Genomic DNA, 15,900 nt, shown 5'->3' with positions numbered 1-15,900 from the left:
GCAAAGAAAAATGAGTTATGGGGTAGAATGTAGTGTTTTTAAGTGTTAGAAGAAGGTAAACTGGCTAAATTCAGAAATGATAATTCTAATGTTGTATTAGCATTGAAAAGAAATACTAACATTAGCACAAATAGAACAGTATAAAATGAATTAGATAATGAAGAAAGCCGCTCGTTTTTTCGGGGCGGCTTATTCTTTACATGTTTTAGTTTTCTTCTTCTTTGTAATTTAATGCAATCTCTACTATTTCTTCCGGTGTTAAATCCCTAAAATCCCAAAAGATTATATCACTTGGAGCGGGATGAGGTACACCGCTATTATTAAATTGGTTTACGTATTCATTAAGTTCTTCTTCAGGTAATTTAGGATTACAAATCTTTGTTACAAGTTCAATAAGTTCTTCTTTTGTCATTTTGAGTGTCATACTAACCATCCTTTCATAATCATTAACCTTTTCCACTTTGAACTTCCGCCAAACCTGTCGCAATGCTAGCAGCTAGTTGGAGTGCAGTATCATAATTATTACTAGAAGTATAATTAAATTTATATAGATGTTCTAATTTTTCTTGCATTTTTTGCCTCATGACAGTAAAAAGATTTACCATAGCGTCCATACCTGGGATCGGCATAGTTTGGTTGAGCGCTTCCGTACTTGCTATCATTCGGTCAATTTCTCGAATTTGTTCTAATATCTCCTGTTCGATAACATCTGTAGAAGCGACCTGTGATTGAAAGTCTCTTGGAAAAGCATCATTTTGACGGATTAATTCTTCGCATAAGTAAATGATTCCTTGTGCTAACGGACGAAAGGTTTGTAAGAAATATGCTTTTGCACTGCTATATGTTTGTCCTTGTAGAACAGTATCCAATGCAAAAGCATCAATAGAATGAATAATTTGTTCCATACCTTGAATAGTAGTGGTACAGAAAGAGTTCATACTTTCTGTTTGAGCTTGTACTTCACCGAGATACATATTTAAAGACATGAACTTTCCCTCCTCTTACAAGAAAATAATACCAATTTAAGGAAGGGGTTGTAAATTCAATATTCTGATAATTCGGCGGTTAAAGAGATACTTGTTCATTAAGTTTTTTTAATCTTATTCAGATGCTCGGGTGATGAAGAGGTTTTTAAGTTGAATGTAAATAGAAAAAGGGAAGGTATAGATTATGTACAAATAAATACGTTGTAAAAATCATGTTAACAAAAGGAGAGTACAGCAAAGAAAAATGAGTTGTGGGGTAGAATGTAGTGTTTTTTTAGTGTTAGAAGAAGGGGGGGAGGTTTTTATTAATGTGGATAAAAAATGGATGAAATTCTAGAGAGAGGGTTAAGTTTTATTTTGTTACATTGTTTTGTTTTTATACATATAATCGGCTATATTCAATAAAAAAAGCCCAGGCCCCTTGATAAACAAGGTTCCTAAGGCTTTTAATAATACTCTTTGCAGAGTACCGAGATTAACGAGAGTAGAACTCTACGATTAATGCTTCGTTGATTTCAGCTGGTAACTCAGCACGCTCAGCGTGACGAGTGTAAGTAGCTTCTAATTTGTCAGCATCGAAAGTTAAGTATTCTGGTACGAAGTTGTTAACTTCGATCGCTTCTTTAACAACAACAAGGCTGTTAGATTTTTCGCGAACGCTGATAGTTTGACCAGGTTTTACACGGTAAGATGGGATATCTACGCGAGCGCCATCAACCATGATGTGACCGTGGTTTACTAATTGGCGAGCTGCACGACGAGTGCGAGCTAAGCCCATACGGTAAACTAAGTTGTCAAGACGAGCTTCAAGAAGGATCATGAAGTTTTCGCCGTGCTTACCAGGCATTTTACCTGCTTGGTCAAATGTGCGACGGAATTGACGCTCAGTCATGCCGTACATGTGACGAAGTTTTTGTTTCTCTTGTAATTGTAAACCGTATTCTGAAAGTTTCTTACGTTGGTTAGGACCGTGAGGACCTGGTGCGTAAGGGCGTTTTTCTAATTCTTTTCCTGTGCCGCTTAGAGAGATTCCAAGACGACGAGACAGTTTCCAAGCTGGACCTGTATAACGAGCCATAGTTGACTCCTCCTTTAAAAATGTTTTTATTTACGTAAAATAAAAACAGACGTAATCGATATTTACGGGCATTTTGTTTTCATGTACCTTCGCTCCAGCAGCAGGGAGTTACGAGATACACCTCCGTAGAGGAACAAAATACAAACGATAAACTCACATTACAAGGCTGCCTTTTTATTTTACACAAACGCTATTATATCTTTTACCCAGAGTTTCGTCAAGCGAGTACGTTTTTGTTTTATGCATATAAATTTTGGGAATTAATATAAGAAGGAATTTAAAACAATATAGAAGAAGAGATAGAAACACAAATAAAACGCTTACATAAAATGAAGGAAAACGTTCATCAAATTTTTATGGATGAATATGCGGCAATAAAAACATAAGGGGGATGTTTTTATGAAAAAGAAGCATATGGAGACAGCGTTAATTCATTACGGTTATACACCTGAGGAACATAAAGGAAGTTTAACACCACCTTTATTTCAAACTTCTACATTTACATTTGAGACTGCGCAGCAAGGAGAGGCGAGTTTTGCGGGAGTGGATCCATCTTATATTTACTCACGGCTTGGAAATCCAACTGTGAAATTATTTGAAGAACGTATGGCGGTGTTAGAAGGAGGAGAAGAAGCACTTGCCTTCGGATCTGGTATGGCAGCTATTTCAGCAACGTTAATCGGTTTTCTAAAAGCTGGAGATCATATTATTTGTTCAAATGGATTATATGGATGCACGTACGGTTTTTTAGAAGTGTTAGAAGAAAAATTTATGATTACGCATTCGTTTTGTGATATGGAGACAGAGGTTGATATTGAAAATAAAATTCGCCCAAATACAAAGCTTATTTTCGTTGAAACACCGATTAATCCGACAATGAAATTAATTGATTTAAAACAAGTGATTCGGGTTGCAAAGCGAAATGGCTTACTTGTTATTGTTGATAATACATTTTGTTCACCTTATTTACAAAGACCGCTTGAGCTTGGCTGTGACGCTGTTGTGCATAGTGCGACAAAATATATTGGTGGTCACGGTGACGTTGTAGCGGGCGTAACAATTTGTAAAACGAAAGCATTAGCTGAAAAGATTCGCCCGATGCGAAAGGATATCGGCGGTATTATGGCACCGTTTGATGCGTGGTTATTATTACGCGGGTTAAAGACGTTAGCAGTAAGAATGGATCGTCATTGTGATAATGCAGAAAAAATTGTATCGTTCCTAAGAAAACATGATGCGGTAGAAGGTGTTTGGTATCCAGAAGGGGAGTTAGCATCTCGTCAAATGAAACGCGGGGGCGGTGTTATTTCTTTTTCAGTAAAAGGCGGAAAAGAAGAGACGCAAGCGTTTATTAATGATCTTCACTTTATTACAATTGCGGTGAGTTTAGGAGATACAGAAACGTTAATTCAGCATCCAGCAACGATGACGCACGCTGCGATTCCAGCTGAACTAAGAAAAGAAATGGGCATTTTCGATAATTTAATACGCTTATCAGTCGGTTTAGAATCGTGGGAGGATATCGTTTCTGATTTAGAGCAGGCATTAAAGAAAATATCTACTGTTAATCAATAAAAAAAGAGTGAGCTATCGGTTTTGTACAGGACGTACTAAATCGATAACTCGCTCTTTTCTTTTTACATATGTTTTAGGAGTGTTTCCACAAACTTTTCTAAATAGCGCTGATCTACTTCATCGAAACGATTCTTTTCGGGACTATCAATGTCAAGTACACCAATGACAGCTCCTTCTTTCACAATTGGTACAACGATTTCTGAATTAGAAGCACTATCGCAAGCGATGTGACCTGGGAATTGGTGAACGTCTGCTACAAGCTGTGTTGTTTTCGTTTCAGCTGCTACGCCGCAAACGCCTCGTCCAAATGGAATGCGTACGCAAGCAGGCATTCCTTGGAACGGTCCAAGGACAAGCTGATTTCCTTCTGTTACGTAAAAGCCAACCCAATTAACGCGATCTAAAAATTGGTTTAATAATGCGGAAGCATTTGATAAGTTTGCGACTACGTTTGATTCGCCAGTTAATAACGCATCCAGTTGTTTAATTACTGTCTCATATTGCTGCACACGAGATCCTGCATAACTTTCTTTAGTAAACATGGAAACAGCTCCTTTTTTATCGAGATGTGTAAAATATTAGCAAAATACGATGTATTTCACATGACTTTGTCGATAGAAAATTAAAGGAATTTGTCTTAAAAGTCAAGAAATTTAAACTATAGCTGTTCAGTGAGGGGAAGTGAGCGCATGAAGCAGACGAAACAAAAAGTAATTGATGCGGCAATATCGTTGTTTAATACGAAAGGGTATGATGGAACATCGGTGCGAGACATTGCAAAGCAAGCGGATGTGAATGTAGCGAATATTTCATATTATTTTGCTGGGAAGCAAGGTTTATTAGAACAGCTTATTACTGATTTTTTAGAAGGATATATTCATGTGATTGAAATGTCGTTTGAACAGAGAGAGTATTTGTCGGCTAAAGATGTGATGGTGCAAATGGTGCGCGGGATTTTACGATATCAATTTGAAAATAGAGAACTAACACGTTTCTTCTACCGAGAGCTTTCGCTTGATACGACATTAATTCGTGAAGTGATGACCGTTTATTTTTCTAAAGAAAGATATTATATAGAACAAATGATTAGACAAGGACAAATGAAAAAAGAATTTCAGAAAGTATCATTTACAATGTTTATGACGCAATTAAAAGGCATGATAAATATGCCGTTTTTATATCCACAATATATATCAGAAGTACTGCATTCTTTCCCGTCTGAGACATTTTTCATAGAAATGTACACGAAAGAGATTGAGCAATGGATGGAACAAGTATTATGTAAGGCGAATATGTACCATGAATGGCCAAGAGCTGTTCATATGTGAAGAATCCCCACCTAACGAACTGAGGTGGGGATTTTTATGTTTACTTTTCTTTGCCATAAATTGTTACATAATAGCGCTATAATTGTTAATGCAGCTCCAGCGATTTCAATTTTATCGACTGTATAACCTCGAAAGATAGAACCGATCAGTGCAAGGATAGGAACTAAATTCATAAATAATATGCCGTTAATAGATGAAATATAGCGATTTCCCATATTCCAGCAAAATACAGCGATAACGCCTGCGATAATCGACATATAAAAGAGCTCAAAACGAACGCTCACAACTGTACGCAGTGACGGCATAGTAACTATATTTGTGTACGTTAAGAAAGTAACAATAACGATGAGTGAAATGGAGCCAAATAAACAAGTTAATGTCGTGTACCTAAGTGGTGACCAAGATTGAAAACGAGCACCCCCGTTTGTATAAATGACCCAGCAAGTAACGCCGCATAGCATCAATATGTTTGTTGATAAGTGGCTTGCAGCTCCAAATAATAAGTGAATATTTCCTTTTGAAATGACAAGCATAACACCAAGTAATGCAACAAACATACAAAGGAATGTATAGTTTTGTGGGCGGCGATTTTTCGTTATCCATTGCAGTGATAAGGCAATCAGTGGCATAAGGGATTGAATCATAGCTGCATGGATTGCTCCGGAAGGTCCGGCAAGTTGTTGTCCGTAGAAAACGAGAAAACCATACCCCGCGAAACCGACTGTCCCGTAAAAGAATAGAGAAAGTGTTCTTTTTTCTAAGCGGAGTGAAGTCTTTCCTTCAGTAATTAATAGCAAAATAAGAAAAATAATAGCTGCTGATCCATAGCGAATCGTTGTGAAGAAGAATGGATCGATAAATTGCAGAGCATTTGCCATTACAGGAAACATAAATCCCCAGGCAGTGACAGCGAGTAAGCATAGAAAGGATCCGAGTAGCATTTGTTTTTTGTTCAAGAGTATCTTTCCCCTTTACATTTCGTTATAGTAAGTTGATGAAATAAGTATAAAGAGTAATTGTTTATAGGAGGAAATATCGATTTCTTATAACGGTTATAACTTTTTGTTAGAGGTGTGTACGATGGATTTGGAGGCAGTACGATCGTTTATTGAAGTGAAGCATACGCGAAGTTTATCAAAGGCAAGTAAGATTTTACATATATCGCAACCAGCGCTTAGTAAACAAATTCAAAAGTTAGAAGCGGATTTAGAGGTTACGTTACTTAAGCGTTCTGCGCAAGGAGTAGAGTTAACGGAGGCAGGAGAGTTATTTATAAAAAGAATGTTACCGATTTTGGAGCAAATAAATGAAGTGAAAACAGAAATGAGGGGGTATCAAGAGAACCGGAAGTTTTCAATTGGTATACTACCGAGTTTAGCGGAGCATTACATATCAGAATGTAAAGATATATTAGGTGATGAGTTCGAAGTGGAATGGCAAATCGGGCATACGGAAGTATTAAGAGATTTATTTAAAGCGCGGGAGATTGACGCGATGTTCATCGATTCAGTAGTAGAAGGTGCTACGTATATAAAAGAAGTGCAACAAGAGAAAATTGTTTGTGCCGTTTCAAATAATCATCCGTACAAAGAGAAGATAGTCATTCAAATAGAAGAGCTGCACAATGAAAAATTAATTGTATATCCAGAAATATGTGATGTAAGGAAAATGATTATGAACATGTTTCATGAAATAGGTGTAAAACCAACTATAGCTGTGGAAACATCTTACGCAGAACCGATGCTTGCAATGGTAAAAGCTGGCCTTGGTATCACGTTACTTCCAGAAAGGGCAGTAGAGCAGTCTGTAAGGCAAGGAAATGTACATGTAATTTCTGTTGAACCACCACTCATGCGGAAAATTTATTTCGTATCCCATACGAAAGATTGTTTGTTATTACAATCATTTGAGGATAGGGAGTGAGGTAGGCGGAATATTGAGAAAGATTACAATCACATTGAAAGAAACATGAAATTTTAAAAAAAACTAGGTCAAAAACAAACCATTACATGGTATGATTAGTACATTGTTAGTTGTTAAATATAGGGGAATTCCCTTTTTATACATAATGCCTTCCATTTCATAAACGGAACGGACAAAAAAAGAGATATAACTAGGAGGCTTTTTTGCATGGATTCTATCCTGACGATCGTTATCATTGTAGTAAGCTCTATTCTAGTGCTGCTCATGATAGAGCTTGTGATAAGAAATCGTTCATATAAAGATATTGAAGCACTGGAGCAGTGGAAACAAGAGATAAAAGATAAACCTGTGGCAGATGAACTAAAACGGGTAAAAGATTTAAACATGACGGGTCAAACAGAAGAACTGTTTGGTAAATGGCGTGAAGAATGGGATGAAATTGTATCAACAACCCTTCCGAAAGCTGACAAAGATTTAGCGCAAGCGCGAAAATTCGCCTCGCAATTCTCCTTCCGAAAAGCAAAGCATGCGATGAACGAATCCATAAGTGGTTTAGATGACGCTGATAATCGTATTACTGACATTTTAAATGAATTACAGCAATTGTTAGAAAGCCATGAGAAAAATAGCTCGGAAATTGAAGGGTTACGTGATACATATCGTAGTATGAAAAAGAGTGTTCTTGCTCATAGACATATGTATGGAGCAGCAGAGCAGAAAATCGAAGAGATGCTAGACGCTGAATCTGAGAAATTTAAAACCTTTGAAGAAGCAACAAACAATGGCGACTATTTAAAAGCGAGAGAAATTGTTATTAGTTTGGAAGAAGGTTTAGCAGATTTAGAAATCATTATTCACCAAATTCCAGATTTATTGGTAGAGTGTCAAGCGACGTTACCAGTTCAGCTGGAAGATTTATTACACGGACATAATGATATGGTAAGACAAGGTTATGTATTAGATTATTTGGAAGTCCCTAAAGAAGTTCGCGATATGACGAAACAACTACAAACATGTTTAATGGATATACAGGAGCTTCATATAACAGAAGCGGCTGAAAAAGTAGAAAATTTAAAAACACGTTTAGATGGCTTCTACGATCAATTGGAACAAGAAGTACATGCGAGACATTATGTGGAGCAAAAAACACTTTCTGTTTACGATGACTTAGAAGAAATGCGTATCGAAACGATTGAAACGAAAACAGAAACACAACTTGTAAAACAAAGCTATCAGTTACAAGATAAAGACATTGAGTCTCAAAAAGTAATTGAAAAGCAAATGCACATTTTAACGAAACGTTTTGAAATGCTACAATTACGCGTTGCAGAACAAGATATTGCCTTCTCTATTATTCGTGAGGAACTAGAAGAGGTTTATGAGCAATGTGAAACGTTAAAAGTACTTCATGCAGAATATAAAGAAATGCTGCAAGCGATGCGCAAAGAAGAATTTGAAGCACGTGAGAAGTTACAAGAAATGCGAAATACTATTTTCGAAACGAAACGCTTTATGCAAAAGTCGAATTTGCCAGGTCTTCCAGAGAGTATTATGGAAGATTTAAAAAGAGGGCAAATGGCAATGCAAGCTGTATATGAACAATTAGAAGTGAAGCCGTTAAATATGAACGCTGTAAATAGCAGTTTAGAAGAAGCATACACAACTGTGAACGGTGTGGCTGAAATGACAGAAGAGTTAATTGGACAAGCATATTTAGTGGAAAAATTAATTCAGTACGGTAACCGTTACCGTAGTCATGATGAAAACCTAGCAGAAAGTTTAAATTATGCTGAGAAATTATTCCGTGAATATCAATATGATGCAGCTTTAGAACAAGCGGCTTCAGTATTAGAGCAACTTGAACCTGGCGTTGTTCAAAAAATAGCTGAATATGTAGACAATGAACAAACCCTTTCATAAAAGGGTTTGTTTTTTTGTGTAATTTTGCAGACGATGTTGCTATAATGAATAGCGGAATACAGCAAGGTTATTCGTTTCAAAATAAAGTGAAACTGTAATCAGTAGGAGGATTCATCCCCATTGATTACTAGCCTTCACCAATCGGGCATTTACGGACAGCCCGACTCCTACCTAACTTCTTTGCTCTAACTGGATTTTGAGGTGAGAGTCTTATTGCCCGTTCATGCGGGATAAAGTGAAACTGTAATAGGAGGGCATCCTCGACAATTATTAGCCTTCACCAATCGAGATAAAACGGAACCTTTGCGTAGTCTTAGCGTAATGACACGTATTTATGATATGATTATACGATGTGATAGCGCTGAAAGGGGAAGAACGATGATCTATTTTGATAATAGTGCGACGACGAAGCCATATCCAGAAGCTCTTCAATCGTATGTGACGGTTGCTGGGAAATATTTTGGTAATCCTTCTTCTATTCATTCGCTTGGAGGAGAGGCAGAGCGTCTATTAACACAATCAAGAACGATTGCAGCGCAGCTTCTTCGTGTTAAACCTTCTGAAATTATTTTCACATCAGGTGGAACAGAAGGGAATAACCTTGCGATTAAAGGGATAGCGATGAGGAATCGTTCGCGCGGCAAACATATCATTACAACAAATATTGAACACGCGTCTGTGTTTGAGGCATATAAGCAATTAGAAGAACTCGGGTTTGATGTAACATATTTACCGGTTAACGAGCATGGTGTTGTGTCGGTAGAAGATGTGAAACGAGCACTTCGTGAAGATACGATTCTTGTGTCAATTATTCATGTGAACAACGAAACTGGAGCAATTCAGCCCGTTGCTGAAATTGGAACGTTATTATCGAATCATCCGAAAATAAGATTCCATGTAGATCATGTACAAGGGATAGGGAAAGTACCGCTTGATTTATATGCTTCTCATATTGATCTTTGCTCAATATCTGGACATAAATTCCACAGTGTAAAAGGAACGGGTCTTCTTTATGTACGCGATGGCGTAAGATTAGATCCGATTTTATCAGGTGGTCAACAAGAGCTTAAGTATCGCTCTGGTACAGAGAATTTACCTGGCATTGTAGCGATGGTGAAAGCACTTCGCATGACAATGGAACAAGTGAAAGAAAAGGTAGCTCATTTGCAAAGTTTACAAGCAGAGCTTGTTCGTTTCTTTAAAGAGATGGAAGATGTAACGATTAACACGTCGCTTGCATATGCAGCACCGCACATTTTAAATGTATCATTTGTTGGTTTAAAACCAGAAGTAGTCGTTCATGCTTTAGAAGAACACGGTGTATATGTGTCAACGAAATCTGCTTGTTCTTCAAAAGCAAATGAAGTGAGCAGAGTGTTAGTGTCAATGGGAGTACCGCATGCAGCAGCTGCAAGCGCTATTCGTATTAGTTTGGCACCAGAAAACACAATGGAAGAAGTAAAACAATTTGAAGGTATTGTAAAAGAGACGATGCCAAAATTATATGAAGTGATGAGGTAAAGAAATTATGTTGAAATATGAATATATTTTAGTGCGTTACGGAGAAATGACGACAAAAGGTAAGAACCGTTCTAAGTTTGTAAGCACATTAAAAGATAACGTGAAGTTCAAACTGAAAAAATTCCCAAATATTAAAATCGATGCAACACATGATCGTATGTACATCCAGTTAAATGGTGAAGATCATGAAGCAGTCTCTGAAAGATTGAAGGATGTATTCGGTATTCATAAATTTAACTTAGCGATGAAAGTACCATCAGAATTAGAAGACATTAAAAAAGGTGCATTAGCAGCTTTCTTACAAGTAAAAGGTGATGTGAAAACATTTAAAATTACTGTACACCGTTCTTATAAGCATTTCCCAATGAGAACGATGGAATTATTACCTGAGATTGGCGGACACATTCTAGAAAATACAGAAGATATTACAGTAGATGTTCATAATCCAGATGTAAATGTACGTGTAGAGATCCGCAGTGGCTATAGCTATATCATGTGCGATGAGCGTATGGGAGCTGGCGGTTTACCAGTTGGCGTTGGCGGAAAAGTAATGGTACTTCTTTCTGGTGGTATTGATAGCCCAGTAGCAGCTTACTTAACGATGAAACGCGGCGTATCTGTGGAAGCAGTTCACTTCCATAGTCCACCTTTCACAAGTGAGCGTGCAAAACAAAAAGTAATCGATTTAGCGCAAGAGTTAACGAAGTATTGTAAACGAGTAACGCTTCACCTTGTTCCGTTTACAGAAGTGCAAAAAACGATTAATAAAGAAATCCCATCTAGCTATTCAATGACGGTTATGCGCCGTATGATGATGCGTATTACAGAACGTATTGCTGAGGAGCGTAACGCACTTGCAATTACGACTGGTGAAAGTCTTGGACAAGTAGCAAGCCAAACGTTAGATAGTATGCATACGATTAACGAAGTAACAAACTACCCAGTTATTCGTCCGCTTATTACGATGGATAAATTAGAGATTATTAAAATCGCTGAAGAAATCGGCACGTATGATATTTCAATTCGTCCATATGAAGATTGCTGTACTGTATTCACACCAGCAAGCCCAGCGACGAAGCCGAAACGTGAAAAAGCAAATCGTTTTGAAGCGAAATACGATTTCACACCATTAATCGATGAAGCTGTAGCGAACAAAGAAACAATGGTGTTACAAACGGTAGAAGTAGTGGCGGAAGAAGAAAAATTTGAAGAACTTTTCTAAAACCATAAATTACCATATCTAAAACGTGTATGAAGTCATGTTATTTATCACACTCTATACTCACAAGGAGGTGATATAACATGTCACGTAGCACAAATAAATTAGCGGTTCCTGGTGCTGAATCAGCATTAGACCAAATGAAATACGAAATCGCTCAAGAGTTTGGTGTTCAACTTGGAGCTGATGCAACAGCTCGCGCTAACGGTTCTGTTGGTGGTGAAATCACTAAACGTCTAGTTTCACTAGCTGAGCAACAATTAGGCGGTTACCAAAAATAATCCCATATGATGGCTTAGAAAGAGCGGGTTCTCCCGCTCTTTCTTTTTTTGTGTTGTGTCGCTATTTGTCGGTAAGTCGATGTAATTTCGTTTACTAATTCGACAGAACTGAAAAATTTGTCAAAAGAAGAGGGTTCAAAATTAACTGAAAATTCTTTATTATATAAAGGAGGCATAAAGAAAAGGGAGGATATTTTATGAAGCGAGAAGAATTGTTGGCGCCACCGTCTTATAATTTAGTTTCTGAAATAGAGAAATATACAGGTGATAAAGGGAAGTTAGCTTTAATTTGGCAAGATGATAAAGGGAATCGAAGGGAAGTTACATACGCTGAATTAATGCAAGGTGCGAATAAAATTGGAAACACTTTTATAAAAAGTGGTTTGCAAAAAGGGGACAAGCTTCTCATTATGATGCCGCGTTTAATTGAAGCGTACATGACGTATATTGCTGCTATTAAAGCAGGATTTGTCGTAATTCCAAGCTCGGAAATGTTACGTAAAAAAGATATAGAATATCGAATTGGACATGGAGAAGTAAAAGCGATAGTAAGCTATGAGCCGTATATTAGGCAGTTTGATGATATAGAAGCGATGGAATCTCTTCGAAAATTTGTCCTGAGCGAGCAGTCAGTAGATGGATGGGTTAATTTAAAAACAGCGTTAGAAACAGAGAGTGACATGTTAGAAATGGCGAAGACAGATAAAGAAGATATGGTCTTTTTATCTTACACGTCAGGAACGACAGGAAATCCAAAAGGTGTCGTTCATACACATGCGTGGGCATACGCTCATTTACGTACGAGCGCTCCAAATTGGCTCGGAATTGAAGAGAATGATATTGTATGGGCAACAGCTAGTCCAGGCTGGCAAAAGTGGATTTGGAGCCCGTTTTTAGCAACTTTAGGATCAGGGGCAACAGGGTTTGTATATCACGGTAAGTTTGAACCGAAAACGTACCTAAACTTATTAGACGATAATAAGGTGAATGTACTTTGTTGTACACCGACTGAGTATAGATTAATGGCAAAGGTAGAAGATTTAAGCCAGTACAATTTAGAGGCATTACATAGCGCTGTATCGGCAGGTGAGCCGTTAAATAGAGAAGTCATTGAAACGTTCAAAAAGCACTTTCATATTACAGTGAGAGACGGCTATGGGCAAACGGAAAATACATTACTTGTTGGTGTAATGAAAGGGATGGATATTAGACCAGGATCAATGGGGAAACCAACGCCAGGTAACCACGTCGATATCGTAAATGAGGAAGGTACTCCAGTTAAAGTAGGCGAAGTTGGTGATATTGCAGTTCACATTGAAACGCCGGCCCTCTTTAAACAATATTACAAAGATGATGAGCGTACAGCGATGCAATTCCGCGGTGATTATTATATTACAGGTGATAAAGCGAAGAAAGATGAAGACGGCTACTTCTGGTTTGAAGGGCGCGGCGATGATATCATTATTAGCTCTGGTTATACAATCGGGCCGTTTGAAGTAGAGGATGCACTTGTAAAACATCCTTATGTAAGAGAATGTGCAGTTGTCGCAAGTCCTGATGAAATTCGTGGAAGTGTCGTGAAGGCATTTATCGTATTAAGAGAGAATATAGAAAAGAACGAAGAAACATTAATTCCAACACTCCAACAACACGTCAAAGAACTCACTGCACCATATAAATACCCTCGCAAAATTGAATTTGTAGATGAACTACCAAAAACGATTTCTGGAAAAATTCGCCGTATTGAACTTAGAAAACAAGAGATGGAGATTCCGTCAAAATAATTTTGAAAACAGTGAAGTAAATAGTTGAATGAAATGTAAAACAATGATAAAATAAAAACGAACACAAGTTCGATTTTATAAATTTAAAAAAGAGGTGTCCGTATGATTTTAGGTATTAATCCGTACTTAGTTTTAGATGGTAGTGGGCAAGAAGCTGTACAGTTTTATAAAGAGGCTTTAGATGCAAAAGTAGAAGTTATGCAAACTTTTGGTGACATGCCTGAAAATCCAGAATACCCGATTCCAGCTGAAGCGAAAGAGCGCGTTTTACACGCTACTTTAAAAGTTGGTAATACGGATCTTATGATTTCTGATACATTCCCAGGTCAAGGGCATGCAATCGGATCTCAAGTAACAATCGCAATTCAAATTAGTAATGCAGAAAAAGCAAAAGAAGTATTCGATAAGTTACAAGAAGGTGGAGAAGTTATCATGCCACTTCAAGAAACATTCTGGAGCCCAGCATACGGACAAGTAAAAGATAAATTTAATATTGAATGGCAAGTTACAACATCTACTACTGAACAAAAGTAATTTTTAGAAAAGCACCATGTTTTGAAATGGTGCTTTTTTTTATACAATAAAAAATAAAGGAGATGGGATATATGGGAGAAATTTGGTATGGCGGCACCATTTACACAGTGAGAGAAGAAAATGAAAAAGTGGACGCTGTTTACATTGAAAACGGTACGATCGTTGATGTTGGAAGTAAAGAAGAGTTAGAAAACCAATATGCCGCGGTTACATTGCACGATTTAAAAGGCAAAACGATGATTCCAGGTCTCGTTGATAGCCACATGCACCTTATTGGGCATGGGGAGAGATTGCTTCGTTTAGATTTATCAAATTGCACATCTTATGGCGAAGTGCTTACTCTTGTTCAGAAGCGAGTGGAAGAAGCTCCAAAGGGCTCTTGGATTATTGGAGAAGGATGGAATGAAAATAACTTTACAGATACAAAAGATGTTCACGCGCGTGATTTAGATGAAATTTCGAAAGAACATCCCATTTTACTAAAGAGAGTTTGTCGTCACGTTACATGGGTGAATGCATACATACTGCAAGAAGCGAATATAACAGAAAAGGCAGAAGATCCAAAAGGCGGGAAAATTGGTAGAGATTCATCAAATAAGTTAACAGGGCTTTTATATGAACAAGGGCAAGAATTAATTAAACATGTTCAGCCAGAAATTGATGAAGCTTATTTACAAAGAGCTCTGCAAACAGCGATTAAAGATTGCTGGAAATACGGACTTGTTGGCGGGCATACGGAAGATTTAAATTATTATGGTGGTTTTAGAAAAACATATAATGCGTTTTCTCACGTTATAAAAGAAATGCCATTTAAAGCCCATTTGCTCGTTCACCATGAAGTAGCACATGAACGAAAAGAATATGAAAATGAACATTGTATTGAATTTGGAGCAATGAAAATTTTCTCTGACGGTTCTTTTGGCGGAAGAACAGCATTATTAAGTGAACCGTATGAAGATGCGAAGGAAACAAATGGAGTTGCGATTTTCTCACGTGAAGAACTTGCGGAATTAGTAAAGAAAGCACGAGATCTACATATGCCAGTTGCGATTCATACTATCGGTGACTTATCGCTTGAATATGTCATTGATGCACTCGAATTATATCCACCAGCAGAAGGGGTGCGTGACCGCATTATTCATTGTCAGCTTGCTCGTGAAGAGTTGATAGAAAGAATGAAAAACTTGCAAGCCATTATCGATATACAGCCAGTCTTTCTTTCATCAGATTTTCCGTCAGTCATTGAAAAACTAGGCGAGCACCGTCTTCGTTATGCGTACGCTTGGAAGACGTTACTGGAGGCAGGATTACACTGCAACGGTGGCTCAGATGCTCCTATTGAACAAGTGAATCCGTTTCTAGGCATATATAGCGCTGTTACACGTAGAAGTTTTATTGACGGTATATGCTATATGCCTGAGGAAAGATTAACGGTTTATGAGGCTGTTTCTTTATTTACAACAGGAAGTGCCTATGCAATCGGAAAAGAAGCGAAGCGAGGGCAAATTGCAAAAGGATATGAAGCAGATTTTACAATATTAGACCGCAATATTTTTGAAATTGAGGCAGAAGAAATAAAAGAAGTACAAGCAGAAATGACCGTAATAGATGGCCAAGTTGTCTATAGAAAAGATGCGTAAAAATATATGAGCGGTTTTCGGGATATATCGAATTACCGACAAAAACTGACAAGAATAACGGCCGGATAGTAAGAGAGTATTGTTCGCGTCAATCGGGGGAAATAAATAACC

General features: G+C 37.6%; 14 protein-coding genes and 1 pseudogene. 10 read left to right on the top strand and 5 right to left on the bottom strand.

The features are described from left to right. Positions 1–205: 205 nt before the first annotated feature. From BLT20_RS15105 to rpsD, 3 genes and pseudogenes are all read right to left on the bottom strand, one after another. A complete protein-coding gene (locus BLT20_RS15105; RefSeq protein WP_000172895.1) occupies positions 206–424 on the bottom strand; it encodes a bacteriocin immunity protein in 219 nt (72 codons plus the stop codon). Between the two features lie 25 nt (positions 425–449). After that, positions 450–986, bottom strand: a pseudogene (locus BLT20_RS15100) (T7SS effector LXG polymorphic toxin); the annotation flags it as partial. Between the two features lie 475 nt (positions 987–1,461). Then, positions 1,462–2,064, bottom strand: coding sequence for a 30S ribosomal protein S4 (rpsD, locus tag BLT20_RS15095; RefSeq protein ID WP_000135315.1), 603 nt, complete (start codon positions 2,062–2,064; stop codon positions 1,462–1,464). Between the two features lie 399 nt (positions 2,065–2,463). On the opposite strand from rpsD, the gene megL reads away from it, so the two are divergent. Beyond that, positions 2,464–3,639, top strand: a complete 1,176-nt coding sequence (gene megL / locus BLT20_RS15085) for a methionine gamma-lyase (RefSeq protein WP_000726616.1) — start codon at positions 2,464–2,466, stop codon at positions 3,637–3,639. Positions 3,640–3,701: 62 nt separating this feature from the next. Here the strand turns inward: megL and BLT20_RS15080 are convergent, their stop codons facing one another. Continuing rightward, positions 3,702–4,181 carry a GAF domain-containing protein gene (locus BLT20_RS15080; protein WP_000494340.1) on the bottom strand — a complete coding sequence of 160 codons (480 nt, stop codon included), beginning with the start codon at positions 4,179–4,181 and terminating at the stop codon, positions 3,702–3,704. A 147-nt stretch (positions 4,182–4,328) separates the two neighbouring features. Here BLT20_RS15080 and refZ point away from each other — a divergent pair, with 147 nt between their 5' ends. Beyond that, positions 4,329–4,967: a forespore capture DNA-binding protein RefZ gene (gene refZ, locus BLT20_RS15075; protein WP_000814912.1), complete on the top strand. Its 639-nt coding sequence runs from the start codon at positions 4,329–4,331 to the stop codon at positions 4,965–4,967. Positions 4,968–4,978: 11 nt separating this feature from the next. Here the strand turns inward: refZ and BLT20_RS15070 are convergent, their stop codons facing one another. Continuing rightward, on the bottom strand, positions 4,979–5,923 hold the full coding sequence (locus BLT20_RS15070; RefSeq protein ID WP_001036052.1) for a DMT family transporter: 945 nt from the start codon (positions 5,921–5,923) through the stop codon (positions 4,979–4,981). A 124-nt stretch (positions 5,924–6,047) separates the two neighbouring features. On the opposite strand from BLT20_RS15070, the gene BLT20_RS15065 reads away from it, so the two are divergent. The 8 genes from BLT20_RS15065 (at position 6,048) to BLT20_RS15030 (ending at position 15,789) form a co-directional block, all read left to right on the top strand. Then, positions 6,048–6,890 (top strand): LysR family transcriptional regulator, encoded by an 843-nt coding sequence (locus tag BLT20_RS15065; RefSeq protein ID WP_000362529.1) that lies wholly within the window; start codon positions 6,048–6,050, stop codon positions 6,888–6,890. Between the two features lie 207 nt (positions 6,891–7,097). Next, positions 7,098–8,810: a septation ring formation regulator EzrA gene (gene ezrA, locus BLT20_RS15060; protein WP_000377303.1), complete on the top strand. Its 1,713-nt coding sequence runs from the start codon at positions 7,098–7,100 to the stop codon at positions 8,808–8,810. Positions 8,811–9,188: 378 nt separating this feature from the next. Next, on the top strand, positions 9,189–10,331 hold the full coding sequence (locus BLT20_RS15055) for a cysteine desulfurase family protein (RefSeq protein ID WP_000638992.1): 1,143 nt from the start codon (positions 9,189–9,191) through the stop codon (positions 10,329–10,331). 7 nt (positions 10,332–10,338) lie between these two features. Beyond that, positions 10,339–11,553 (top strand): tRNA uracil 4-sulfurtransferase ThiI, encoded by a 1,215-nt coding sequence (gene thiI / locus BLT20_RS15050; RefSeq protein ID WP_000922341.1) that lies wholly within the window; start codon positions 10,339–10,341, stop codon positions 11,551–11,553. Positions 11,554–11,633: 80 nt separating this feature from the next. Continuing rightward, entirely contained in the window at positions 11,634–11,831 is a 198-nt protein-coding gene (locus BLT20_RS15045) for an alpha/beta-type small acid-soluble spore protein (protein ID WP_000091640.1), read from the top strand. A gap of 197 nt (positions 11,832–12,028) precedes the next feature. Continuing rightward, positions 12,029–13,615 (top strand): acyl-CoA synthetase MbcS, encoded by a 1,587-nt coding sequence (gene mbcS / locus BLT20_RS15040; RefSeq protein ID WP_000817777.1) that lies wholly within the window; start codon positions 12,029–12,031, stop codon positions 13,613–13,615. A 102-nt stretch (positions 13,616–13,717) separates the two neighbouring features. After that, positions 13,718–14,149: a VOC family protein gene (locus tag BLT20_RS15035; protein ID WP_000600350.1), complete on the top strand. Its 432-nt coding sequence runs from the start codon at positions 13,718–13,720 to the stop codon at positions 14,147–14,149. A gap of 71 nt (positions 14,150–14,220) precedes the next feature. Then, positions 14,221–15,789, top strand: a complete 1,569-nt coding sequence (locus BLT20_RS15030) for an amidohydrolase (protein ID WP_000504019.1) — start codon at positions 14,221–14,223, stop codon at positions 15,787–15,789. Positions 15,790–15,900: the final 111 nt, after the last annotated feature.

The organism is Bacillus sp. cl96, assembly GCF_900100505.1.
GTDB lineage: Bacteria > Bacillota > Bacilli > Bacillales > Bacillaceae_G > Bacillus_A > Bacillus_A cereus.
This window is presented reverse-complemented; position numbering and strand designations above follow the sequence as displayed.